Annotated in this window: 21 protein-coding genes; 1 reads left to right on the forward strand and 20 read right to left on the reverse strand. The window is 71.4% G+C overall.

The window, feature by feature from the left end; all coding sequences use genetic code 11:
• Positions 1-74 precede the first annotated feature (74 nt).
• The 18 genes from pyk to HQQ88_RS03495 form a co-directional block, all read right to left on the reverse strand.
• Entirely contained in the window at positions 75-1,520 is a 1,446-nt protein-coding gene (pyk, locus tag HQQ88_RS03410) for a pyruvate kinase (RefSeq protein WP_123294333.1), read from the reverse strand.
• A 157-nt stretch (positions 1,521-1,677) separates the two neighbouring features.
• Positions 1,678-3,135 (reverse strand): glutamate synthase subunit beta, encoded by a 1,458-nt coding sequence (locus tag HQQ88_RS03415; RefSeq protein ID WP_123671717.1) that lies wholly within the window; start codon positions 3,133-3,135, stop codon positions 1,678-1,680.
• A 53-nt stretch (positions 3,136-3,188) separates the two neighbouring features.
• Entirely contained in the window at positions 3,189-7,706 is a 4,518-nt protein-coding gene (gene gltB / locus HQQ88_RS03420) for a glutamate synthase large subunit (RefSeq protein ID WP_173168786.1), read from the reverse strand.
• A 202-nt stretch (positions 7,707-7,908) separates the two neighbouring features.
• Positions 7,909-8,907: a prolipoprotein diacylglyceryl transferase gene (gene lgt, locus HQQ88_RS03425; protein WP_123294331.1), complete on the reverse strand. Its 999-nt coding sequence runs from the start codon at positions 8,905-8,907 to the stop codon at positions 7,909-7,911.
• 98 nt (positions 8,908-9,005) lie between these two features.
• Entirely contained in the window at positions 9,006-9,800 is a 795-nt protein-coding gene (gene trpA / locus HQQ88_RS03430; RefSeq protein WP_123339698.1) for a tryptophan synthase subunit alpha, read from the reverse strand.
• Positions 9,797-11,011, reverse strand: a complete 1,215-nt coding sequence (trpB, locus tag HQQ88_RS03435; protein ID WP_131846519.1) for a tryptophan synthase subunit beta — start codon at positions 11,009-11,011, stop codon at positions 9,797-9,799. The genes trpA and trpB overlap by 4 nt, the downstream gene beginning before the upstream one ends.
• Before the next feature lie 64 nt (positions 11,012-11,075).
• Positions 11,076-11,861 (reverse strand): indole-3-glycerol phosphate synthase TrpC, encoded by a 786-nt coding sequence (gene trpC / locus HQQ88_RS03440; RefSeq protein WP_173168787.1) that lies wholly within the window; start codon positions 11,859-11,861, stop codon positions 11,076-11,078.
• Positions 11,862-11,877: 16 nt separating this feature from the next.
• Complete coding sequence (locus HQQ88_RS03445; RefSeq protein ID WP_173168620.1) at positions 11,878-12,117, reverse strand: HGxxPAAW family protein; 240 nt, start codon at positions 12,115-12,117, stop codon at positions 11,878-11,880.
• Positions 12,114-12,779 carry a Trp biosynthesis-associated membrane protein gene (locus HQQ88_RS03450; RefSeq protein ID WP_123339700.1) on the reverse strand — a complete coding sequence of 222 codons (666 nt, stop codon included), beginning with the start codon at positions 12,777-12,779 and terminating at the stop codon, positions 12,114-12,116. Before HQQ88_RS03450 ends, HQQ88_RS03445 begins: the two co-directional genes overlap by 4 nt.
• Positions 12,776-14,320: an anthranilate synthase component I gene (locus HQQ88_RS03455; protein WP_173168621.1), complete on the reverse strand. Its 1,545-nt coding sequence runs from the start codon at positions 14,318-14,320 to the stop codon at positions 12,776-12,778. Before HQQ88_RS03455 ends, HQQ88_RS03450 begins: the two co-directional genes overlap by 4 nt.
• Positions 14,317-14,763, reverse strand: coding sequence for a phosphoribosyl-AMP cyclohydrolase (gene hisI / locus HQQ88_RS03460; protein ID WP_111083928.1), 447 nt, complete (start codon positions 14,761-14,763; stop codon positions 14,317-14,319). The genes HQQ88_RS03455 and hisI overlap by 4 nt, the downstream gene beginning before the upstream one ends.
• 43 nt (positions 14,764-14,806) lie before the next feature.
• Positions 14,807-15,592, reverse strand: coding sequence for an imidazole glycerol phosphate synthase subunit HisF (gene hisF / locus HQQ88_RS03465; RefSeq protein ID WP_243692450.1), 786 nt, complete (start codon positions 15,590-15,592; stop codon positions 14,807-14,809).
• Entirely contained in the window at positions 15,589-16,428 is an 840-nt protein-coding gene (gene hisG, locus HQQ88_RS03470; protein ID WP_133937003.1) for an ATP phosphoribosyltransferase, read from the reverse strand. Before hisG ends, hisF begins: the two co-directional genes overlap by 4 nt.
• A gap of 69 nt (positions 16,429-16,497) precedes the next feature.
• Positions 16,498-16,761, reverse strand: a complete 264-nt coding sequence (locus HQQ88_RS03475; protein WP_111084162.1) for a phosphoribosyl-ATP diphosphatase — start codon at positions 16,759-16,761, stop codon at positions 16,498-16,500.
• Positions 16,762-16,820: 59 nt separating this feature from the next.
• On the reverse strand, positions 16,821-17,480 hold the full coding sequence (gene rpe, locus HQQ88_RS03480) for a ribulose-phosphate 3-epimerase (RefSeq protein WP_123294325.1): 660 nt from the start codon (positions 17,478-17,480) through the stop codon (positions 16,821-16,823).
• Between the two features lie 37 nt (positions 17,481-17,517).
• Complete coding sequence (locus tag HQQ88_RS03485; protein ID WP_367916971.1) at positions 17,518-18,420, reverse strand: Abi family protein; 903 nt, start codon at positions 18,418-18,420, stop codon at positions 17,518-17,520.
• A gap of 114 nt (positions 18,421-18,534) precedes the next feature.
• Complete coding sequence (locus tag HQQ88_RS03490) at positions 18,535-20,109, reverse strand: transcription antitermination factor NusB (RefSeq protein WP_216833940.1); 1,575 nt, start codon at positions 20,107-20,109, stop codon at positions 18,535-18,537.
• Positions 20,106-21,041, reverse strand: a complete 936-nt coding sequence (locus HQQ88_RS03495) for a methionyl-tRNA formyltransferase (protein ID WP_173168623.1) — start codon at positions 21,039-21,041, stop codon at positions 20,106-20,108. The genes HQQ88_RS03490 and HQQ88_RS03495 overlap by 4 nt, the downstream gene beginning before the upstream one ends.
• A 96-nt stretch (positions 21,042-21,137) precedes the next feature.
• Between HQQ88_RS03495 and HQQ88_RS03500 the strand changes: the two genes are divergently transcribed.
• The gene (locus HQQ88_RS03500; protein WP_131846510.1) at positions 21,138-21,593 is read left to right on the forward strand and encodes a DUF4383 domain-containing protein; all 456 of its coding nucleotides are present in this window, start codon (positions 21,138-21,140) and stop codon (positions 21,591-21,593) included.
• A gap of 210 nt (positions 21,594-21,803) precedes the next feature.
• On the opposite strand, the gene HQQ88_RS03505 is transcribed toward HQQ88_RS03500, so the two are convergent.
• Positions 21,804-23,810 carry a primosomal protein N' gene (locus HQQ88_RS03505; RefSeq protein WP_173168624.1) on the reverse strand — a complete coding sequence of 669 codons (2,007 nt, stop codon included), beginning with the start codon at positions 23,808-23,810 and terminating at the stop codon, positions 21,804-21,806.
• Between the two features lie 8 nt (positions 23,811-23,818).
• Positions 23,819-25,030: a methionine adenosyltransferase gene (metK, locus tag HQQ88_RS03510; protein ID WP_111083919.1), complete on the reverse strand. Its 1,212-nt coding sequence runs from the start codon at positions 25,028-25,030 to the stop codon at positions 23,819-23,821.
• Positions 25,031-25,032: the final 2 nt, after the last annotated feature.

Raw genomic sequence — 25,032 nt, forward strand, 5'->3', positions numbered from 1 at the left:
CGCGGACCGGAAGCGACGCGTGCTCGTGCGCCGTGCCTCCTGTCCGCGCCCTGTCGGCGTCGGGATCCTGCGGATCAGTCCCGCACGTAGGCCGGAGCGGCCTCGGCGTGGGCGTCGCCCACCCGGTGCACGCGCAGGTCGTTCGTCGAGCCCTCGATCCCGGGAGGCGAACCGGCCGTCACGATGACGCGGTCGCCGGGGGCGGCCAGGCCGTTCTCGAGCAGGACGTCGTCCACCTGCGAGAAGAGCTCGTCAGTGTGGGTCTTGCGCTCGACCAGGAAGGACCGGACGCCCCAGGTGAGCGCCATGCGGCGACGCGTGGCCTCGTTCGGGGTGAAGGCGATGATCGGCAGGCCGTGGCGCAGACGCGACATGCGGCGCGCCGAGTCGCCGGACTCGGTGAACACGCAGAGGTACGACGCCTCGGTGAACTCCGCGATCTCGACCGCGGCGAGGGTGATCGCCCCGCCGAGGGTGCGCGGCTTGGTGCCGAGCGGCGCGATGCGCTCGAGGCCGTGGTCCTCGGTCGACTCGACGATGCGGGCCATCGTGCGGACGGTCTGCACCGGGTACTCGCCGACGCTGGTCTCGCCCGAGAGCATGACCGCGTCTGCACCGTCGAGGACGGCGTTCGCGACGTCGGAGGTCTCGGCACGGGTCGGGATCGGCGACGAGATCATCGACTCGAGCATCTGGGTCGCGACGATGACCGGCTTCGCCATGCGGCGCGCGAGCTCGACGGCGCGCTTCTGCACGATCGGGACGGCCTCGAGCGGCAGCTCGACGCCGAGGTCACCGCGGGCGACCATGATGCTGTCGAAGGCGTCGATGATCTCCTCGAGCGCGTCGACGGCCTGCGGCTTCTCGATCTTCGCGATGACGGGGAGGCGCTTGCCCTCTTCGTCCATGATCTCGTGCGCGCGGACGACGTCCGAGGCGTTGCGGACGAACGAGAGCGCGATGAGGTCGGCACCCTGGCGGATGCCCCAGCGGAGGTCGGCCTCGTCCTTCTCGCTCAGCGCGGGGACGTTGACGGCGACGCCGGGCAGGTTGATGCCCTTGTTGTTCGACACGGTGCCGCCGACGACGACCTCGGTGCGGACACGGACGCCGTCGGTGTCGAGCACGCGCAGGCGGACGCGACCGTCGTCGATGAGCAGCGGGTCGCCGGGCTTGACGTCCTGGGGCAGGCCCTTGAACGTCGTGCCGCAGATCTCCTTGGAGCCGGGGACGTCCTCGGTCGTGATCGTGAACACGTCGCCGACCGCCAGGTCGTGCGGCCCGTCGGCGAACTTGGCCAGACGGATCTTCGGACCCTGCAGGTCGACGAGGATCGCGACCGGCTTTCCGAGCTCCTCGGCAGCGCGACGGACGTTCACGTAGTTGGCCTCGTGGACGCTGTAGTCACCGTGGCTGAGGTTGAGTCGGGCGACGTCGACGCCCGCTTCGATGATCTCCTTGACGGTCTCGTAGTCCGACGTTGCCGGTCCGAGCGTCGAAACGATCTTTGCGCGTCTCAATGGATTCCTTCGTGGTGGTGGGTGATGCTCTGGTTTCCGCGCTGTGGGGCCGCGCGGAACGAAGCGAGGCCACCAGCACCTTATCGAGTGCTGGTGGCCCCTCGCTCACCGGGGGGTGAGCATCTGGTGGTGGTTGGTCATGCGGCGATCCGTCATCTCAGACCGACATCGCGCGGTCGGTCGCCTTCACCGGCGCCGGCAGGATCGTCGAGCCCTCGAGGTACTCGTCGACCTTCGCCGCCGCGGCACGGCCCTCGGCGATCGCCCAGACGATCAGGGACTGCCCGCGGCCGGCGTCACCGGCGACGAACACGCCCGCCTCGTTCGTCGTGTAGTCGGCGCGGCGGTCGAGCGCACCGGACACCGTCGTCGGCAGACCGAGCTGCGGCTCGATCGTGTCGGATTCCGGACCCGTGAAGCCCATCGCGACGAGGACGAGGTCTGCGGGGATCTCACGCTCGGAGCCGGCCTTCGGCACGCGACGGCCGTCGAGGTACTCGGTCTCGGCGACCCGGAGCGCCCGGACCTCGCCGGCCTCGTTCGCCAGGAACTCGACGGTCGAGGCGAGGAAGTGCCGCTCGCCGCCCTCTTCGTGGGCGCTCGTGACCTCGAAGACGGTCGGGAACATCGGCCACGGCTGCTCGGACGGACGCTCCAGCGGCGGCTGCTTGCCGATCGCCAGGTTCGTCACGCTCAGGGCGCCCTGCCGGTGCGCGGTGCCGATGCAGTCCGCACCGGTGTCACCGCCGCCGATCACGACGACGTGCTTGCCCTCGGCGGTCAGCTGGTTGTCGACCCGGGTGCCGGCGTTCGCCTTGTTCTGCTGGACCAGGTAGTCCATCGCGAAGTGCACGCCCTCGAGGTCGCGCCCCGGGATCGGCAGGTCGCGCGGCACCGTGGCGCCGGTGGCGACGACGACCGCGTCGTAGCGCGACTTCAGGTCGTCCCAGGTGATGTCGCGGCCGATCTCGACGCCCGCGCGGAAGCGGGTGCCCTCGGCCTGCATCTGGGACAGGCGCGCGTCGATCTGGCGCTTCTCCATCTTGAAGTCCGGGATCCCGTAGCGGAGCAGCCCGCCGATGCGGTCGTCGCGCTCGTAGACGGCGACGGTGTGCCCGGCGCGCGTGAGCTGCTGCGCGGCGGCCAGCCCGGCGGGGCCGGAACCCACGACGGCGACGGTCTTGCCCGTCAGGCGCTCCGGCGGGTGCGGGGTGACCCAGCCGTTCTGGAACGCCTCGTCGATGATCGAGACCTCGACCTGCTTGATCGTCACGGGCGGCTGGTTGATGCCGAGCACGCACGAGGACTCGCACGGAGCGGGGCACAGCCGGCCCGTGAACTCCGGGAAGTTGTTCGTCGCGTGCAGTCGCTCGATCGCCTGACGGCCCTCACCGCGCCAGGTCAGGTCGTTCCACTCCGGGATCAGGTTGCCGAGGGGGCAGCCCTGGTGGCAGAACGGCACGCCGCAGTCCATGCAGCGGCCGGCCTGGCGCTTGAGGGCACCGGACTCCTGCTGCTCGTAGACCTCTTTCCAGTCCATGAGCCGGACGGGCACGGGGCGCCGTGCGGGCAGTTCGCGTTCCTGGACCTTGAGGAATCCCTTGGGGTCACCCACCGGTCACCTCCGTGGTCGTGTCGGGCGCTGCCGGTTCCAGACGTGCGTGACGCTCAGCCACCGGTCACCTCCATGATTCTGTTCCAGACGACGTCGCCGTCGGGGTCGAGCCCCTCGTCGACGGCGCGCTGACGGGTCTCGAGCACCGCCGCGTAGTCACGCGGCAGCACCTTGACGAAGTCGCTCAGGTCGCCGGACTCGAGCAGGTCGGACGCGAGCGTCGAACCGGTCTCCTCGGCGTGCCGGGTGAGCAGGTCGGTGACGATCTCGACGTCGGCGCTGTCGAGCGCCTCGAGTCGGAGTTCACCGGTCGCGAGGGCGTCGGTGTTGACGTGCTCCTCGCGCAGACCACGGACGTACGCGGTGCCGCCGGACATGCCGGCCCCGAGGTTCCGACCGGTCTCGCCCAGGATGAGCGCGAGCCCGCCCGTCATGTACTCGAGCGCGTGGTCGCCAACGCCCTCGACCACCGCGGTCGCCCCCGAGTTGCGCACCAGGAAGCGCTCGCCCACGATGCCACGGATGAACATGCTGCCCTGGGTCGCGCCGTAGCCGATCACGTTGCCGGCGATGACGTTCTCCGCCGGGTCGAAGCCCGAACCGGCGTCCGGCCGCACGATGATCTCGCCACCGGACAGGCCCTTGCCGACGTAGTCGTTGCTGTCGCCGATGAGGCGCAGGGTGACGCCGGCGGGCATGAACGCGCCGAGCGACTGTCCGGCGGAGCCGCGCAGCGTGACGTCGATCGAGCCGCTCGGCAACCCGTGCTCGCCGTGCCGTTTGGTGACCTCGTGGCCGAGCATCGTGCCGACCGCGCGTTCGGTGTTGCGGATGGGCAGGTCGAGCGCGATCGAGCCGCCGTGGTCGAGCACGTCGGCGGTCTGCTGGATCAGCCCCACGTCGAAGTGCTGCTCGAGCTCGTGGTCCTGCTCGCGCTGGTGGCGACGCGGCTCGGCGTCCTCGAAGTGCGGACCCGCGAGGACCGGTGCGAGGTCGAGCCCTGACGCCTTCCAGTGCTCGAGGGCACGGTCGACGTCGAGGGCGTCGGACCGGCCGATCGCTTCGTCGAGGGTGCGGAAGCCGAGCTCGGCGAGGAGCTCGCGCACTTCCTGCGCGATGAACTCGAAGAAGTTCACGACGAACTCGGGCTTGCCGGAGAAGCGCTTGCGGAGCTCGGGGTTCTGCGTCGCGACCCCCACCGGACACGTGTCGAGGTGGCACACGCGCATCAGGATGCAGCCCTCGACGACGAGCGGAGCGGTGGCGAAGCCGTACTCCTCGGCGCCGAGCAGGGCTGCCACGACGACGTCGCGCCCGGTCTTCATCTGACCGTCGACCTGCACGACGACGCGGTCGCGCATGCCGTTCAGCATGAGCGTCTGCTGCGTCTCGGCGAGGCCGATCTCCCACGGGGTGCCGGCGTGCTTGAGCGAGTTGAGCGGGGACGCACCCGTGCCACCGTCGTGTCCGGACACGAGCACGACGTCGGCCAGGGCCTTCGTCACACCGGCCGCGACCGCGCCGATGCCGGACTGGCTCACGAGCTTCACGTGGACGCGTGCGGCCGGGTTGGCGCGCTTCACGTCGAAGATCAGCTGTTTGAGGTCCTCGATCGAGTAGATGTCGTGGTGCGGCGGCGGCGAGATGAGGCCGACGCCGGCGGTGGCGTGCCGGGTGCGGGCGACCCACGGGTACACCTTCTGCGGGGGCAGCTGGCCGCCCTCGCCGGGCTTCGCACCCTGCGCCATCTTCAGCTGGATGTCGGTGGCGTGGGTGAGGTACATGCTCGTCACGCCGAACCGCCCGGAGGCGACCTGCTTGATCGCGCTGCGGCGCTCGGGGTCGAGCAGCCGGTCGACGTCCTCGCCGCCCTCGCCCGTGTTCGAGCGGCCACCGAGGCGGTTCATCGCGATCGCGAGCGTCTCGTGGGCTTCCTTCGAGATGGAGCCGTACGACATCGCACCCGTGTTGAAGCGCTTGACGATCGACTCGATCGACTCGACCTCGTCGAGCGCGACGGGCTTGCGGACGCCGTGCTTGAAGCGGAACAGCCCGCGCAGCGTCATGAGCTCCTCGGATTGGTCGTCCACGGCACTCGAGTACTCACGGAAGATGTCGTACCGGCGGGCACGGGTGGCGTGCTGCAGCCGGAAGACGGTGTCCGGGTTGAACAGGTGCGGGGGGCCTTCGCGACGCCACTGGTACTCGCCGCCGGTCTGCAGTCGCTCGTGCGACAGGACCGCGCCGTCCTGCGGGTACGCCTGGGCGTGCCGCTCGGCGTTCTCCTTCGCGATGACGTCGATGTCGACCCCGCCGAGGATCGACGACGTTCCGGTGAAGTACTTGTCGACGAACTCCTGGCTGAGGCCCACGGCTTCGAACGCCTGGGCGCCGGCGTAGCTCGACACCGTCGAGATGCCCATCTTCGACATGATCTTCAGGACGCCCTTGCCGAGCGCCTTGATCACGTTCTTGACGGCCTGCTCCGGGGTGATCCCGGTGATCATGCCGGCACGGACCAGGTTCTCGCAGGTCTCCATCGCGAGGTACGGGTTGATCGCCGACGCGCCGTACCCGATGAGGGACGCCACGTGGTGGACCTCGCGCACGTCGCCGGCCTCGACGATCAGGCCGACCTTCATGCGCTGCTCGGTGCGGATCAGGTGGTGGTGCACGGAGGCGAGCAGCAACAGGCTCGGCACGGGCGCCTGCTCGGCGTTGCCGTCGCGGTCCGACAGCACGATGAACTGCTTGCCCGACTCGATCGCGGCGTCGACCTCGTCGCACACGGCGGCGATGCGCTTCTGCATCGCCTTCTTGCCGGCGTCGACGCGGTACAGGCCCTTGATCGTGACCGTCAGGTGCCGACCCGACTCCGTCTCGAAGTGCTGCACCTTGGCGAGCTGGTCGTTGTCGATCACCGGGAAGTCGAGCGTGATCTGCTTCGCGTGCTCGGGACCGGCCGACAGCAGGTTCCGCTCCGGACCGAGGCCCATGCCCATCGAGGTGATGACCTGCTCGCGGATCGAGTCGAGCGGCGGGTTCGTCACCTGGGCGAACTGCTGGGTGAAGTAGTCGAACAGCAGCCGGGGGCGCTGCGAGAGCACCGCGATCGGGGTGTCGGACCCCATCGCACCGAGGGGCTCCGCGCCCACCTGCGCCATCGGGCGGAGCAGGATGCGGACTTCCTCCTCGGTGTAGCCGAACGCACGCTGGCGGCGGGTGACCGATGCCGGGGTGTGCACGATGTGCTCGCGGTCGGGCAGGTCGTTGAGGTTGATGCGCCCCTCGTCGAGCCATTCGCCCCAGGGGCCGGAGGACGCCAGGCCCTGCTTGACCTCGTCGTCCTCGATGATGCGGCCGGCCTCGGTGTCCACCAGGAACATCCGGCCGGGGCGCAGACGGCCCTTGCGGACGACCTTCGCGGCGGGCACGTCGATGACACCGGTCTCCGACCCCATGACGATGAGCCCGTCGTCGGTGACGAGGAAGCGCCCGGGACGCAGCCCGTTGCGGTCGAGGGTCGCGCCGACGAGCGAGCCGTCGGTGAAGGTGATGGCGGCCGGACCGTCCCACGGCTCCATGAGCATCGAGTGGTACTCGTAGAACGCCCGCAGCTCCGGGTCCATCCCGACCTGGTTCTCCCAGGCCTCCGGCACCATCATCGACACCGCGTGCGGCAGCGTCCGGCCGGTCAGGGTCAGGAGCTCGAGCACCTCGTCGAACGACGCCGAGTCGCTCGCACCGGGGCTGACGATCGGCAGCAGCGGCGCGACGTCGCCGAGCAGTTCGCTCTCGAGCTGCGACTGGCGTGCGCGCATCCAGTTGCGGTTGCCGCGCACCGTGTTGATCTCACCGTTGTGCGCGATCGTCCGGAAGGGCTGCGCGAGCGGCCACGACGGGAACGTGTTGGTCGAGTAGCGCGAGTGCACGATCGCGAGCTTCGACGCGAAGCGCTCGTCGCTGAGGTCCGGGTAGAACGGCTCGAGCTGCAGCGTCGTGACCATGCCCTTGTAGACCATGGTGCGGCTCGACAGCGACATGAAGTACAGGTCGTTCGCGTGCTCGGCGCGCTTGCGCAGCCGGTAGGTCTGGCGGTCCAGGGCGATGCCGCTCCAGGACGCGCCGTGCACGTCGTGGCGCACCGAGGCGACGAACAGCTGCTCGAATGCGGGCATGGCCGCACGCGCCAGGGTGCCGAGCACCTCGGGGCGCACCGGGACCTCGCGCCAGCCGAGGACCTTGAGGCCCTCTTCGCGCGCCAGTCGTTCTACGGCGCCCTTGACGGCGTGCCGGTCGCCCTCGTCGGTCGGCAGGTAGGCCGTGCCGACCGCGTACTCCCCCGCCGCCGGCAGGTCGAACGGCACCACGGCGCGCAGGAACTCGTCCGGCACTTGGCACAGGATGCCCGCGCCGTCGCCCGTGCCGGCGTCCGAACCGACGGCACCGCGGTGCTCGAGGTTGCGGAGGGCACCGAGTGCAGCGTCGACGATGTCGTGGCCGGGCGTCCCGCGCAGCGTCGCGACCATCGCGAGACCGCAGGCGTCCTTCTCGTTCGCCGGGTCGTACATGCCGGTGGCGTCGGGGACCGCCGAGAACCGACGGTGCGGCGGCACGAGGGACTTCGGTGCCGAGGGCTGGAGTGGCTGGAGCGCCATGGGGGAACCGTCCTCACGAGGAAGTGGAACAGGGACAGCGGTGGCCCGGTGGTGCGTTCCGCCCAGACGGGCGGGACTGGTGCCCGTGCCCCGCTTGTGGCGGGGAGGAGTGCTCCTAGGCGCGGTCAGTGGGAGTCGTGACCGCTCCGGAGCCCTGGGCGACGAGGCGTTCGTCGTCGTCCTCGTGCTCCGAGAAGGTGTCGTCGGAGTCTACATCGGACTTCGGACGCGGCTCGCGACCGGGCAGGTACGGGCTCGGCTCCTTGCCGGTGTGCCGACGGGTCTGCACGATGAAGATGACGATGCCGAGCAGGATGGCCGCGAACGACATCCAGACGTTCGTGCGGATGCCCGCGAAGGTCTCGCTGGTGTCGACGCGGATCGACTCGAGGAAGGACCGGCCGACGCCGTACCAGATCAGGTACAGGGCGAGGACCTTGCCCCACTGCAGCGTGAACTTGCGGTCGAGCAGCAGGATGACGACGACGCCCAGGACGTTCCAGATGATCTCGTAGAGGAACGTCGGGTGGAACAGCGTGCCCTCGGGCAGGCCCTTCGGGAACGCGGCGTTCGTCGACTCGATCTGCAGGCCCCACGGCAGGCTGGTCGGCATGCCGAAGAGCTCGTGGTTGAAGTAGTTGCCGAGCCGACCGAACGCCTGTGCGAGCAGCACCCCGGGCACTACGGCGTCGATGAACGACGTGAACCGCAGGCCGACCTGGCGGCAGCCGATCCAGGCACCGACGGACCCGAGGATCAGGGCGCCGAAGATGGCGAGCCCGCCCTCCCAGATGTACAGGAAGGACAGCGGGTCGATGCCGGGGCCGAAGTAGTCCGACACGTGTGTGAACACGTGGAAGAGCCGGCCGCCGATGATGCCGGCCGGCACCGCCCAGATCGCGATGTCGATGATGATCCAACGCTCCACGCCGCGCGCGTTGAGGCGGCGGTTCGCGAGCAGGACCGCGGCGACGATCCCGAGCAGGATGCAGATCGCGTACGCGTGGATGCGGAAGTCGAGCGGCAGCGACCAACCGAACACGTCGCGCAGCCAGGCGGTCAGGTCGAAGTACTGCCAGGCGGTGCTCGGGCTCGGGATGCTCAGGAGGGGCATGGAGGAACGGTCGCCTTTCGGAACTGACGGGGCGCGGTGTCGACGTGTCGTCGGCCCCGCTCACTGTACCGCGGACCGTGGGCCCGCCAGGAACTGGACTAGGAGCGGCGGGCGCCGGTGGTGAGGTCGGCCGCGCGGTCGGCGACCCCCTGCACCCCGAGGTCGGCCAGTGCGCGGACGAACGCCGAGCCGACGATCGCGCCGTCGGCGTACTCCAGGACCTCGGCGACCTGCTCGGCCGTCGAGATGCCGAGGCCCACGCAGGTGCGCGCGACGCCGGCGTCACGGAGCCGCGACACCACGGTGCGTGCAGCGACGTCGACGCCTGCCCGTGCTCCGGTGACGCCCATCGTCGAGACGGCGTAGACGAACCCGCGGCTCGCCTGCACCGCCTGCTGCATCCGGGCGTCGGACGAGGACGGTGCCGCGAGGAACACGCGGTCCAGGCCGGTCCGCTCCGACGAGGCCATCCACTCGGCGGCTTCGTCCGGGATCAGGTCGGGCGTGATGAGCCCGGCGGCACCGGCGGCGACGAGGTCGTCGGCGAAGCGGTCCACGCCGTAGCGGAGGACCGGGTTCCAGTACGTCATCACGAGCACCGGCACGTCGGCGCGCTCGGTGATCTGGTGCACGGCGTCGAAGACCTGCGCGACCCGGAAGCCGTTCGCCAGGCTCTCCTCGGCCGCACGCTGGATGACTGGGCCGTCCATGACGGGGTCGGAGTACGGCAGGCCGAGCTCGATGACGTCCACGCCGTTCTCGGCGAGGGCGACGGCAGCGTCGACGCTGGTCTGCACGTCGGGGTACCCGGCGGGCAGGTAGCCCACGACGGCCCCGGCACGCTCGGCGTTGGCGGTGTCGATCGTCGTGGCGACGGTCTGGTTCGTGGTCACAGCTGCACCGCGTTCTCGTCGAGGATGCCGAAGTAGCGACTGGCGGACGCCACGTCCTTGTCGCCACGGCCGGACAGGTTCACGAGCACGACACCCTCGGGGCCGAGCTCCTTGCCGAGCTTCATCGCACCCGCGAGCGCGTGCGACGACTCGATCGCCGGGATGATGCCCTCGGTCTGGCTGAGCAGCCGGAACGCCTCCATCGCCTCGGTGTCGGTGATCGGCGCGTACTGCGCGCGACCGATCGACGCCAGGTACGCGTGCTCCGGCCCGACGCTCGGGTAGTCGAGCCCGGCGGAGATGCTGTGGCTCTCGATGGTCTGGCCGTCCTCGTCTTGCATCAGGTAGGACTTCGCGCCCTGCAGGACGCCCTCGCGACCGAGCGTGATGCTCGCGGCGTGCCGACCGGTCTCGACACCGTCGCCACCGGCCTCGAATCCGTGCAGCGCGACGGACTCGTCGTCGAGGAACGCCTCGAAGATCCCCATCGCGTTCGAGCCGCCACCGACGCACGCGGCGACGGCGTCGGGGAGACGCCCGACGCGGTCGAGGACCTGCTGCCGGGCCTCTTCACCGATCACCTTGTGGAACTCGCGCACCATCTCGGGGAACGGGTGCGGGCCGGCGACCGTGCCGAGCAGGTAGTGGGTCGAGTCCACGTTCGCCACCCAGTCGCGGAGTGCCTCGTTGATGGCGTCCTTCAGCGTGCGCGACCCGGTCTCGACCGGGATCACCTCGGCGCCGAGCAGGCGCATCCGGGCGACGTTGAGCGCCTGCCGCTCGGTGTCGACGGCACCCATGTACACGACGCAGTCCATGCCGAACAGCGCCGCAGCGGTCGCCGTGGCCACACCGTGCTGACCGGCGCCGGTCTCCGCGATGAGGCGGGTCTTGCCGAGCCGACGGGCCACGAGCGCCTGGCCGAGCACGTTGTTGATCTTGTGGGACCCGGTGTGGTTCAGGTCCTCGCGCTTCAGGATCACGCGGGCACCACCGGCGTGCTTCGCGAACCGCGGCACCTCGGTGATGATCGACGGACGACCGGTGTAGTCGCGCTGGAGCTCGTCGAGCTCGGCACGGAAGGCCGGGTCCGCCCAGGCCGTGCGGAAGGCGGCCTCGAGCTCGTCGAGCGCGAGGACGAGCGACTCGGGGACGAAACGTCCGCCGAAGTCACCGAAGTACGGGCCGTGCAGGTCGCGGAGTGAGGTCACGATGGGTCTTCCCGGGACGAGTCCGACGCGACCGGCGGTGCCGGTGGTCGGACGGGTGGAACGTTCAGCCGCGGTCGGCGGCCTCGATGAACGACGCGAGGGTGGCGGCGGGGTCTGCACCCGTGACGAGCGCTTCCCCGACCAGGACGACGTCGGCACCCGCTGCGCGGTAGTGGGCGACGTCGGCGGGACCGGCGACGGCGGACTCGGCGACACGCACGACCCCGTCGGGGATGCGGTCGGCGAGCGATCCGAACAGGTCGCGGTCGAGCGAGAAGTCGGTGAGGTCGCGCGCGTTGACGCCGAGGATCCGCGCACCGGCGTCGAGGCCACGGGAGACCTCGTCGGCGGAGTGCGCCTCGACCAGCACGCGCATGCCGAGTTCTTCGGCCAGCATGTGGAGCTCGACCAGCTGCTGCTGCTCGAGCGCGGCCACGATGAGCAGCACGACGTCGGCGCCGGCAGCTCGGGCCTCGACGACCTGGTACGGGTCGGCGATGAAGTCCTTGCGCAGCACGGGGATGCCCACGCGGGCCTTGACGGCTTCGAGGTCAGCGAGGCTGCCGAGGAACTTGCGCCCCTCGGTCAGGACGCTGATCGTCGACGCACCACCGCGCTCGTAGTCGGCCGCGAGGGCGGCCGGGTCCTCGATGGGGGCCATCGAGCCACGGGACGGGCTGGCGCGCTTGACCTCGGCGAGGATCTTCACCCGGTCGCCCGGGGCGAGGAACGCGAGGGCGTCGAGCGGCGACGCCACCCGGTCGAGGTCGCGTTCGACGTCCGAGTACGGGCGGTCGACACGACGGGCGGCGGCGTCCTCGAGCGCGCCCGCGACGAGGGTCTCGAGCACGTTCGGCATGCGAGTCCTACTCGGCGTGGTGCTTGGCGACGTACTTCGGGCCGTTCACGCCGTAGCCGGCCTTCGCCATGACCGCACCGATGACCAGACCGATGACGACGACGGCAGCGGAGGCCCAGACGCCCCACGGCTGGTCGAACCAGAAGAACAGCGTGCCTGCCGCGAATCCGATCAGCATGATCACGACGGCGGTCCAGGCGGCCGGCGAGTGGCCTTCGCCGAGTTCTGCGGGCTCAGTGTTGCTCACGGTGCTCCTCGTTCTGCTCCGGCGTCGTCGGTCGACCGACGCCCATCCGATCCTACCGTGCCGTCGGTCGGGTCGACCCCAGCACTGAGGTCGTCCCAGTCCACGACGGCGTCGCGCACGACCGGGGCTGCGGCACGCGCGTCGGCGGCGGCTCCGGCGGTCGCTGCCCCGTACTTCCGGCTCGGACCGGGCCACGCACGCTGCACCACGATGACGACGACACCGAGCAGGACGGCCAGGACCCCACCGGCGATGCCGACGGCCGGCCAGAGCGACACGTCGACGCCGGACACGACGCGGCGCACGGCGGTCAGGTCGCTGACCCCGGCCACCGCGCCGACGGCCCCCTTCGCCGCGGCGACCGGGTCACCGAGTGCGGTGATGCCGCTGACCACGACGCCGAGTCCGAGCAGGATCTCGACGCACGCGAGCACGATGCGCAGCACCCGGCCGGCGATGGTCATCGCGAGGAAGAGCGCCAGGCTCGCGATCGCCAGGGCGGTGTACTGCGGCACGACCGCGGCCCCGTCGGCGTCGACCGTCGAGGTGACGGCCGCACCGGCGTGCAGGTCCACGGTGAACCAGGTCTGCGTCCACGCGAGCATGATGATGCCGGCGACGAGCAGTCCGGCGACGACGACGATCGGGCGCGAGCGCTTCACGAGCGCACCTCGCGCATCCGGTTCGCCGTGGCGACGGCCCGCAGGGGTGCCGCCGCCTTGTTGATGGTCTCCTCGTGCTCGGTGGCGGGGTCGGAGTCCGCCACCAGGCCGGCACCGGCCTGCACCCGTGCCACGCCGTCCTTGATCAGGGCGGTGCGGATCGCGATCGCGATGTCCGCGTCGCCGGCGAAGTCGAAGTAGCCGACGACACCGGCGTAGGCACCGCGCTTCGCCGGCTCGAGCTCGTCGATGATCTCCAGCGCGCGGGGCTTCGGCGCGCCGGACAGGGTGCCGGCCGGGAACGTCGCCCGGAACACGTCGATGGCGGACATCCCCGGGCGCACCGCACCCTCGACACTCGACACCAGGTGCATGATGTGGCTGAAGCGCTCGACCGTCATGAACTCGGTGACCGCGACGGTGCCGGGCTCGCAGACCTTCTGCAGGTCGTTGCGGGCCAGGTCGACGAGCATCAGGTGCTCGGCGCGTTCCTTCGGGTCGTCGAGCAGGTCGTCGCCGAAGCGGACATCCTCTTCCGGGGTCGCACCACGTGGACGCGACCCGGCGATCGGGTGCGTGATGGCGCGGCCGGACTGCACCTTCACCAGGGCCTCGGGCGAGGCACCGACGATCCAGTACCGCTCGTCGGCGGTGTCCGCCAGGGCCAGGAAGTACATGTACGGACTCGGGTTCAGCGTCCGGAGGACCCGGTACACGTCGAGCGGGTCGGCGGTCACCTCGTGGTCGAAGCGCTGCGAGATCACGACCTGGAACACGTCGCCGTCGCGGATGAACTCCTTCGAGCGCTCCACCGCGGCCATGTACTCGTCCGGCGTGGAACGGTGCGTCGGCGTCGGGTCGGCGATCTCGAACGCCTCGGCGACGGTCGCGACGCTCGGCTGGACGAGGTCGGCCTGCAGGCGGTCCAGGCGGCGCTGCGCGTCGGACCAGAGCGTGTCGGCGTCGTCGGTGCCGTCGTTCAGCACGCTCGCGACGAGCAGGACGAGGCCCGTGCGGTGGTCGAGCGCGACGAGCTCGGAGACGAAGGACAGTGCCTGTCCGGGCACGTCGAAGTCGGCCGGCGGCACGTTCGGCAGGTGCTCGAGCTGGCGCACGGCCTCCCACCCGATGAACCCGACCGTCCCGCCGACGAGCGGCGGGGAGCCGGGCACCCGCGGGGTGGCCCAGCGCTCGTGCAGGCGTGCCAGGACCTCGAGCGGTTCGCCGTCGAGTGAGCCGACCGCACGTTCGGCGTCGATGCCGGTGTCGATCCAGGCGGCACGGTCGCCCTCCTGCGTGAGGACGCCGAAGCTGCGCACACCGACGAACGACCAGCGCGACCAGAGGCCGCCCTGGCCCGCGGACTCCAGCAGGAACGACCCGGGCCGGCCGTCGGCGAGCTTCCGGTAGACACCCACCGGCGTCTCGCTGTCGGCGTAGAGCGCGCGCACCACCGGGACGACGCGGTGGTCGCTCAGCAGGGCGTCGAACTCCGGCCGGGAGGTCGTGTGCGGCGCATCGGAGATCGTCGCGGTCGTCATCGGGTCGCCTCCACTGCCGTGTCGGCCGGGGCAGACGCGGTCGCGTCCGTCGGCGCCGACGCCGCTGTGCCGGTCGGGGCTGACGCCGTCGTGGGCGCGAGCGGATCGACGTCGAAGCAGCGGTGCGCCCCGGTGTGGCACGCGGCCCCGACCTGCTGCACGGTGACGAGCAGGGTGTCGGCGTCGCAGTCGAACGCCGCGTCGCGCACGTACTGCGCGTGCCCCGACGTGTCGCCCTTCCGCCAGTACTCGTTCCGCGACCGCGACCAGAAGGTCACGCGCCCCTCGGTGAGGGTGCGGCGGAGCGCTTCCCGGTCCATGTACCCGAGCATGAGGACGTCCTTCGACGACTCCTCTTGCACGATGGCGGGGAGCAGCCCGTCCGCACCGAAACGTGCGCGGTCGAGGACCGCGTCGGTGTCGGTGCTGGTGCTGTCGGTCATGAGACTCCTAGCCTACGGCGGCGGATCAGCGGGCGGCGGCGGTTCAGCGGACGGCGTGGCCGGTCGCGCGCAACGCGGCCTTGACGTCGCCCACCGTCATCTCGCCACGGTGGAAGACGGACGCGGCGAGGAGGGCATCCGCACCCGCGTCGACGGCGGGGGCGAAGTGGTCGACCCGACCCGCGCCTCCCGAAGCGATGACCGGGACCCGCGCGACCGACCGCACCGCGGCGACGAGCTCGAGGTCGAACCCGTTCTTCGTGCCGTCCGCGTCGATGGAGTTGACGAGCAGCTCCCCCGCACCCCGCTCGACGGCGTCGCGCGCCCAGGCGATCGCGTCGATGTCGGTCTCGGTGCGGCCGCCGTGCGTGGTGACCACGAAGCCGGACGCGGTCCGGTCGGAGCGCTTGACGTCGAGCGACAGCACGACGGCCTGCGCACCGAACCGGTCGGCGATCTCGCCGACGAGGTCGGGCCGGGCGATCGCGGCGCTGTTCACGCCGATCTTGTCCGCGCCGCACTGCTGCAGGCGGGACACGTCGTCGACGGAACGGACGCCGCCACCGACCGTGAGCGGGATGAACACCTGCTCGGCGGTGCGGGTGACCGTGTCGTACATCGTGGCGCGGTTCTCGACCGTGGCTCCGACGTCGAGGAACGTCAGCTCGTCGGCGCCCTGCTCGTAGTAGCGCGCGGCGAGCTCGACCGGGTCACCGGCGTCCTGCAGGTCGAGGAAGTTCACGCCCTTGACCACCCGGCCGCCCTTGACGTCGAGGCACGGGATGACGCGGACGGCCACGCCGCCCGGCGCCGTGGCTGCCGCGGTCACAGCCGGGCCGCGTGGATCGGGCTGACGAGGATGGCGCGGGCACCGAGGTCGTACAGGGCGTCCATGATGAGGTTCGCGTCGTCGCGCGGGATCATCACGCGCACCGCGGACCAGTCGCGGCCGTGCAGCGGCGAGACCGTCGGCGACTCGATGCCGGACGCGACTGCCGTCGCCTGCTCGAGCAGCGCGGTGGGGATGTCGTAGTCGAGCATGACGTAGCCGCGCGCGACGAGCACACCCTGCAGTCGACGGCGGAGCACGTCGATGCCCGGGATCGTCTCGTCGGTCGACACCAGCAGCGCGGTCGACTCGAGGATGACCGGACCGAAGATCTCGAGGCCGGCCTGCCGCAGCGTGCTGCCCGTGGAGACCACGTCGGCCACGGCGTCGGCGACACCGAGACGCACCGCGCTCTCGACGGCCCCGTCGAGCTTGACGAGCGTCGCCGTCACCCCGTGGCGGGCGAGGAAGTCGCCCACCAGGCCCGGGTAGCTCGTGGCGACGCGGACGCCGTCGAGGTCCTGCAGCGTGCTGTACCGGCCCGGCGTGCCGGCGAAGCGGAAGGTGGAGTCGGCGAAACCGAGCGCATCGACCTCGTGCGCCTCGGAACCGGAGTCGAGCAGCAGGTCGCGGCCGGTGATCCCGACGTGGAGTGCGCCGGAGCCGACGTAGGTCGCGATGTCCCGCGGGCGGAGGAAGAAGAACTCGACGCCGTTGCGCTCGTCGAGCAGGTGCAGCGCCTTCGGGTCGCGGCGACCGGCGTACCCGGCCTCGCGAAGCATGTCTGACGCGGTCTCGGACAGGGAGCCCTTGTTGGGCACGGCGATGCGGAGCATCAGGGGGTCTGCTTTCTGGTCGGGGTCGTGGCGGATCGAGGTCGGTGCGCGGGCGGGCCCGAGCGCGTCCTACAGATGTCGCCAGATGTCCGCCGGGGACAGCCCCTTCGCGACCATGAGGACCTGCAGGTGGTACACGAGCTGCGAGATCTCCTCCGAGGTGCGCTCGTCGCCCTCGTACTCGGCCGCCATCCAGACCTCGGCCGCTTCTTCCACGATCTTCTTGCCGATCTGGTGCACGCCGGCGTCCAGTTCGGCGACGGTGCCGGAGCCCTCGGGGCGCGTACGCGCCTTCTCGGTGAGCTCCTGGAACAGGTCGTCGAACGTCTTCACACGGTCCAGGCTACCGGTCTCCGCTGACGCTGCCGACGTACCGTCCGGACGGGTCGCGCTCATGCCCGCGCCCGCGCGGCCGCTTCGCGCAGGTCCGTGATCCGCGCGGCGGGCTCACCGCCGTAGACGGCCGACCCGGCGACGAGCGTGTCGGCACCGCTGCGCACGGCCTCGGGCACGGTGTCCACCGAGATGCCGCCGTCGACCTCGAGCCACACGTCGAGCCCCGAGGCGTCGACCGCCGCACGGGCGTCGGCGAGCTTCGGCATCACGGACGGCATGAACGACTGCCCGCCGAAGCCGGGCTCGACGGTCATGAGCAGGATCATGTCGTAGGCATCGAGGTGGTGCAGCACCTGCGTGATCGGGGTGCCGGGCTTCACCGCGACGGCGGCACGGGCCCCGTTCGAGCGGATCGCGGCGGCCGTGGCCACGGGGTCGTCCGCGGCCTCGAAGTGGAACGTCACGCTCGACGCACCGGTCTCGGCGTACTTCGGTGCGTTGACGTCGGCGTCGGTGATCATGAGGTGGACGTCGAGCGGCACCGGGGAGACCTGCTGCAGGCGCTCGACGATCGGCAGCCCGAGCGTCAGGTTCGGCACGAAGTGGTTGTCCATCACGTCGACGTGCACCAGGTCGGCGGTCTCGATGCGGTGGAGTTCACGCTCGAGGTTCGCGAAGTCGGCGGACAGGATGCTCGGCGAGATGCGGATCGTCACCGGGCAAGCCTACCGGCGCGAGCGCGACGCCCCGCTGTCAGGTCCACAGCGAGCTCGACCGCCAGTCGTCCGGCGCTCCGGTCTGTGCGAACGGCACGAGGTCGACCGACGGGTAGGTCGCCATCACGCCGGTGAGGAGCCGGGAGGGAGCGTGCCCGCTCGCTTCCCGCAAGTACTGCACGAGCGTCAGCTGACCGTACGTCCGGTTCATCGTGTCGGCCGCGAGGTCCAAGCCCGCATGGGTCCCCGGTCGCGGCAACCTCGGCCGCTTCGGGTACACACGGTTGAAGAGCCGGGCGTGATGGGCGCATGCGTTCCTGACGATGTTCAGCGCCCGGAGCCACGACGAGAACTGCGGGGACCTCAGCCCGAATGCCTGCGCGACTTCGTCCTGCACGATCGGAGGTGCGAAGGCGAAGAGTCTGGCGAGGGTTCCCCAGTCCATCACCTCGACCGCAGCCCACACCGGCAGCGTCCCGCCGTACGCGCGGCGGTGGTGTTCGACGAAGTCCTCGCGGGAGCGGGCGGCCTCGCGCTCGTGCCGTCGCCGCCATCCCTCGTAGTTGTCGCCCGTCCGCGCCAACACGCCGAGGAGGTCCGGCTGGAGGTGTGCGCACGGGTCCAACCGTCCGAGCGCATGCCCCAGGCTGGCGCGCACGGCGAGTTCGATCGGAGCCAGCGAATCGAAGACCGTGGTCCGCAGGCGCGAATCGAACTCGTAGAGCGCGACGACGTCCTGGAGTCGAGTACCGGCGGCGAACTCGTCGAGGCGCCGTCCTTCGCGCAGCCCTCGGAACGAGTACCAGTAGCCGCTCAGCCGGAAGTAGTTCACCCGGCGCAGAACGCTGATCGCGCTGTCCCGATCGCCGACGTCCATCCCCCGGCGCTCGAGCAGTTCGACCTGCTCTGCGTACGAGCGGAACTGCTTGACGTCGCTCACCGCACCCCCACACGAAGAGGACCGGCCCTGGACCTGCTTTCGCAGGCGGAACCGGTCTTGTGGAACCAACATATCACGTCGGCTCCGGTGGTGCAAACGCCCCGCTCGACGGCCTCAGCCGACGCGACGGAACAACGCGATGAACATCGCATCGGTGCCGACCCGGTGCGGCCACAGCTGCGCCGTGTCCCCGTCCGCGATCTCCGGGTCGCGCGCGGCGACCCCCCGGACGATCGTCGCGGTGTCGAGCTGCTCGAGGACTCCCCCGTGCCGCCCCATCAGCGCGTCGACCTGCCCGCGCGTCTCGGCCAGGTGCGGCGAGCACGTGACGTACGCGAGCGTCCCACCCGGTGCGAGCACCCGGACCGCGGCGTCGAGCAGCTCGGTCTGCAGGGCCGCGAGCTCTTGGACGTCCTCCGGGGTCTTCCGCCAGCGTGCTTCCGGACGCCGACGCAGGGCGCCCAGGCCGGTGCACGGCGCGTCGAGCAGGATGCGGTCGAAGGTCATCCCGGTGCCGTCGCGGCCGTAGCGCCTGGCGTCGCCCTCGACGACGCGGACGTGGTCGCCGAACACCCCGAGGGCGTTCCGCACGAGTCCGGCACGTGCCGGCACGAGTTCGTTCGCGACGAGGGTCGCGCCGCCCTGCTGCGCCTCGGCGGCGAGCAGCGCGGCCTTGCCGCCGGGGCCGGCGCACATGTCGAGCCAGCGCTCGCCCTCGCGCACCGCGGACGACCGACTCAGCGCGAGGGCGGCGAGCTGCGAGCCCTCGTCCTGCACGCGCAGGCGCCCGGCAGCGACGCCCGGCACGCGCGCGGGGTCACCGGAGATGCCCCGGATCCCGACGGGCGAGACCGGCAGGGCGTCGGCGGCCGGCACGGGGTCGGCGGTCCGGACGGGAGGCACGGTGCCGGTCGCGCCGTCGGCCTCCGGTTCGTCGTCGGCGGGCACCAGGGTCGCCGGCACGTCCGCCGCGCCGGTCGCGTCGGCGAACGCGGCGTCGTCGTCTGCGTCTTCGTCGGGCACCGTGCGCGTGGTCGCGGTGGCGATGTCCTCGTCGGTGGCGAGCCCGGGCAGCGCCGCGAGCTGCACCCGGGGCGCGGCGTTGTCGGCGGCGAGCAGGGCGGCGAGCTCGTCGCGGGAGCGTTCGGCGGCGAGGGCGTCGCGCAGTGCCGAGACGACCCAGACCGGGTGCGACCACCGCGTGGCGAGCAGGGCGTCGCCACCACGGCCCTCGGTGATCTGCGCGTCCCACTCGTCGTCGGTGCGCGCGGCGATCTTGCGCATCACGGCGTTCACGAAGCCGGTGGCACGGCGGGCACCGACCTCGCGGGCGAGCTCGACCGTGGCGTCGACCGCGGCGTGCGTCGGGGTGCGCATGGCGAGCAGCTGGTGGGCGCCGAGCCGCATCACGTCGAGGACGTCGGCCTCGATGTTCTCCGGCCGACGACCCGACGCCAGCGCGATGATGACGTCGTAGCGACCGAGCATCCGGATCGAGCCGTAGGTGAGCTCGGTGGCGAACGCGGCGTCGCGCGCGGTGAGGCCGGCACGACGGATGCGTGTCGGCAGCAGCAGGTTCGCGTACGCGTCGTCGACCTGCACGGCGCGGAGCACGTCGAACGCGACACGACGGGCGTTCGCGGGACGGGGACCGCGGCGGGCGCCCCGGGTGTTCGTCGGCTGGCTCATGCGAGGACCTTCCCGTCCAGTTCGCCCAGGCCACGGGCCCAGGCAGCGGCGTCCATCGCCTTCTTGCCGGCCGGCTGCACCTCGAGCAGCACCAGCGGAGTGTCACCGGTCCCGACCAGCAGCCGACCGCCGTGGAGTGCCAGCGCACCGGGCGCGAGCTGCGGGGCGGGGTCCGCGGGGCCTCCTGTCAGGCGGTTGCTGCGGAGCAGCTTCACGCGGGTCTCGCCGAGGTGGGCGTACGCGCCGGGCTCGGGGGTGACCCCGCGCAGACGGGCGTGCACGACCGTCGCCGGAGCACCGAAGTCGATGCGCCCGTCCTCGATGGTGGTCTTCGGCGCGAGCGTCGGCTCGCCGGTCTGCTCGGTCGCGACGGCCGTGCCGGCGGCGATGGCGTCGACCACCCGGGCGACGGTCTCGGCGCCGGACTCCGCCATGGCAGCGAGGACCTCGCCGGCGGTGGCCTCCGGGTCGATCGTGAACGGGTCCGCCGCGAACACCGGGCCGGCGTCGAGCGCCTCGACGAGCTGGAAGACCGACGCGGCGGTGCGGGTGTCCCCCGCCATCACGGCCCGCTGGACCGGCGCGGCGCCGCGGTACGCCGGCAGGTCGGAGAAGTGCAGGTTGACCCAGCCGAGGCGTGGGGCGTCGAGCGCGGGACGGCGGAGCAACGCGCCGTAGGCGACGATGACACCGAGGTCGACGTCGAGCGCGGCGATGCGCGCGGTGACGTCGTCGTCGACGCGGCTCGCCTCGATGACGGGCAGTCCGAGCTCCGCGGCGACCTGCGCGACCGGCGTCGGCGTCAGCACGCGCTTCCGGCCCTGCGGTGTCGGCGGACGCGTGAGGACCGCGGCGATCTCGTGGTCGGACGCCGCCAGACGGCGGAGGGTGGGGACGGCCGCAGCGGGGCTGCCGGCGACGACGAGACGCATGGGTTCGATCCTCCCACGCGCGCGCTCGGTGGACTGACCCGAACCGGGCCCGCGCCGGGTGGGTACGGTCTGCGGCAAAGCACGAGAGGGGTTCCCATGTCCGACGTCACCACGCCCACCGACCGCTTCGCAGGGTCCAGCATCCAGAAGGTCGCGCTGCTCGTCGGCGTCGTGTTCCTGCTCGTCGGCATCGCCGGGTTCGTGCCCGGGCTGACGTCCGGCTCGCTCGCGGGTGCCGGGCACGGGTCGATGGCGATGCTGCTCGGGGTCTTCCAGGTGTCGGTGCTGCACAACGTCGTGCACCTGCTGTTCGGGGTCGTCGGGGTGCTCGCGGCGGGGTACGCCACCGGGTCGCGGATGTACCTGGTGCTCGGCGGGGTCGTCTACTTCGTGCTCTGGGTCTACGGGCTGTTCACCGCCGGGCACTCGTTCGGCGCGAACTTCGTGCCGCTGAACTGGGCGGACAACTGGCTGCACCTCGTGCTCGCGGTCGGGATGGTCGCGCTCGGCGTGGTGTTCCCGCGCGTCGGCGGGCGGGCCGTGCGCGCCTGACGCTGCTGCGCGGCGGACTCGTTTCGCGACGAACCACTCGTTGATCGACGCGTGGTTCGTCGGAAGGTGCACACGCATCGGGTGCGTGCGCATCGGCCGACAGAACACGAGGTGATCGACGCGTGGAACGTCGCAAGATGCGAACGCACACGGCCCGGGAGGCGCGGCGCAACTCCGCCACGGAGGCCCCGCCCCGACGACCGGTGCGGGTCAGACCTCGCTGAAGGGTTCGGCGTCGTCGAGCCGGACCCGCAGCGTCGGTGCCGCCCGACGCCGGTTGCCGCCCTTGAGCACTCGACGGGTCGACGACCGCCGGATGACCTCAGCCTTCAGGGTCGCCGCGACCTCGGCACCGTGGGCGTACGGGAACCGCACGATCGCCCGGACCGTGCCCGGCAGGGCGTCGTCCTCGACGGGGACCGGGCCGAGCACCGGGCCCGCGGTCGCCCCCTCGAGGGCCTCGACCGCGGCGGTGACGGCCTCGTCGGTGCCGGTCATCGTCGCGACGCGGACCGCCGGCGGGAAGTGCAGTTCGCGCCGGTCGGTGAGTTCGTCGTGCGCGGGACCGTCGAGCCGCCAGAGCGCCATCGCCGTCGCGAGCTTGCCGCCGATGCCGACCAGGTACGCCTCGGCCCCGGGAGCGCCCTTCGCGGCGGCGTTCGTCCAGAACCGGAGCACGTCCTCCTGCACGCGCAGTCCTTCGCGCGCCAGCATCTTCTCGCCGTCGAGCAACAGCACGCACGCGTAGCCTCCGGGCACGCTCGGCTCGGCGCCACGGGTCGCGACGACGACGGAGGGCCTCGCGGGCACCTCGTCGAGCGGGCGTGAGCCGTCGGCCACCACGATCCGGGTGCCGGGGAACGCCCGCCCGAGTTCGTCCGCGGTGCGTTGGGCGCCCTGTCCCACGGGCTTCACGGTGCCGTTGCCGCACGTCGGGCAGCGGAACCCCACGGCGAGGGCACCGCAGAACCGGCACTGCGGCGTGGCACCGCGGTGCGGACTGCCGAGCGGACCGCCGCAGATCCGGCAGTGCGCCCGCTCACCGCACTCCGCGCAGACGAGTCCGGTGCCGAACCCGGGGCTCGCGACCTGCACGAGCACCGGGCCGTGCTGGCTGGCCTCGCGCGCGGCACGCCACGCGGAGCTCGGGATGCGCGCCTGTGCGGCGTACCCCTCGGCTGAGGTCTGCTGCACGGTCGGGATGACCTTCGGGGTCTTCACCCGGAACGGCGTGACGTCCTGCAGCCAGTGCAGTTCGACGAGCCGCTGCACGTCGGTGCTGCGGGCGTGCGAGACGAACAGCAGTGCGGCACCCGACTGCGCAGCCCGCACGAGGGCCACGTCACGCGTGTGCACGTACGGCGCGCGCTGCTCGATGAACGAGGCGTCGCCGTCGTCCCACATCGCGATGAGCCCGAGGTCGGTCGCCGGCGCGTACACCGCCGTCCGGTTGCCGATCGCGACGACGGGGTGCGTCCGCGCCTGCAGCAGTGCCTTGGCCCGCTGCCCGTTCGTCTGCTTGGCGTCGAAGCGCACGACCCGTTCCGGCGGCAGCACCGCGAGCAGCGCGCGCTCGAGGTCGATGACGTCGCGGAAGTCGGGGACGGCGATGACGGCGGACTGCTCGGCCGCGAGGGTGTGGGCAGCCGCCTGGGCGAGCGTCGCCGCCCATCCGGGAACCCAGATCGGAACGGAGTCGCCGTCGCCCTCGTCGCTGGTGGGCCCGGCCAGCGCCACCGGGTGGGGAACGGCCGCGACGGCAGCGCGATCGTGCTCGGCGATCACGCCTTCGAGCATGCCCGGGGTGTAGCCGGTCACCGGCGGTGCGGACACCGGGGGCGGGGACCACGAGGTGTCCCGCGCGAGCCAGGCCTTCTCGGCGCGGACCTGGCGGGTCGGCACGGCCAGGCGCAGGACGTCGGAAGCCACACCGGCGGCACGGTCGGCCACGGCGCGGGCGAGCTTCCAGATCTCCGGCGCCAGGACCGGGACGGGTGACACCAGGGTCTCGATCGCGCTGAGCTCACCCGGGTAGTCGCCCTCGTCGACGATCTCGACGACGTAGCCGTCGGACATCCGGGCCCCGGTGCGGAGCGGGACCTTCACGCGGACGCCCGGCACGCAGTCGTCCTCGAGCTCGGCCGGCACCCGGTAGTCGAACAGACGGTCCAACTGTGGGAGCGGCGAGTCGAGGACGACGCGCGCGACGGTGGTCACGCGGTGCCTCAGACGGCGGCGGTGACGAGCCCTGCGGCGGCGCGGAGTTCCTCGACGCGGTCGAGCTGCTCCCAGGTGAACCCGGGGAGCTCGCGGCCGAAGTGTCCGTACGTCGCGGTCTGCGCGTAGATCGGACGGAGCAGGTCGAGGTCGCGGATGATCGCGGCCGGACGCAGGTCGAAGACCTGGCGGATCGCGGCTTCGATCGTGGCGTCGTCGACGTGTCCGGTGCCGAAGGTCTCGACGTAGAGCCCGACGGGCTTCGCGCGGCCGATCGCGTAGGCGACCTGCACCTCGAGCCGGTCGGCGAGGCCCGCGGCGACCGCGTTCTTCGCGACCCAGCGCAGCGCGTACGCCGCCGAGCGGTCGACCTTCGACGGGTCCTTGCCGCTGAACGCGCCGCCACCGTGACGGGAGGCCCCGCCGTAGGTGTCGACGATGACCTTGCGGCCGGTGAGCCCGGCGTCGCCCTGGGGGCCACCGATCTCGAAGCGACCCGTCGGGTTGACGATGACGTCGACGTGCGAGGAGTCGAGGTCGACGAGGTCGAGCACCGGACGGATCACGTGCTCGGTGATCTCGGCGGTGAGCTGCTCCAGCGTGACGCTCGGCGAGTGCTGCGTCGACAGGACGACGGTCTCGACGGTCTTCGGCACGACGCCGTCGTAGCCGACGGTGACCTGCGTCTTGCCGTCCGGGCGCAGGAACGCCAGCTCGCCGGACTTGCGCACGGCGGCCAGACGCTCGGCAAGGCGGTGCGCCAGCCAGATCGCGACCGGCATGTACTCGGGGGTCTCGTTCGTCGCGAAGCCGAACATGATGCCCTGGTCGCCGGCACCCTGGCGGTCGAGCGGGTCGACCGCGCCGGTGCGGGAGTCGAGCGACTCGTCGACGCCCTGCGCGATGTCCGGTGACTGCGCACCGATCGACACCTCGACGCCACACGTGGCGCCGTCGAAGGAGACGTCGGACGAGTTGTAGCCGATGCCCGTGATGACGTCACGGACGAGCTTGGGGATCTCGACGTAGCCCGAGGTCGTGACCTCACCGGCGACGTGCACGAGGCCGGTCGTCACCATGGTCTCGACGGCGACCCGAGCGTGCGGGTCCACCGTGAGCAGTGCGTCGAGGATGCTGTCCGAGATCTGGTCGCAGATCTTGTCGGGGTGCCCCTCGGTCACCGACTCGGACGTGAAGAGGCGCAGAGCAGCGGCAGTCACCG

This window comes from Curtobacterium sp. VKM Ac-2861 (genome assembly GCF_013204965.1).
GTDB lineage: Bacteria > Actinomycetota > Actinomycetes > Actinomycetales > Microbacteriaceae > Curtobacterium.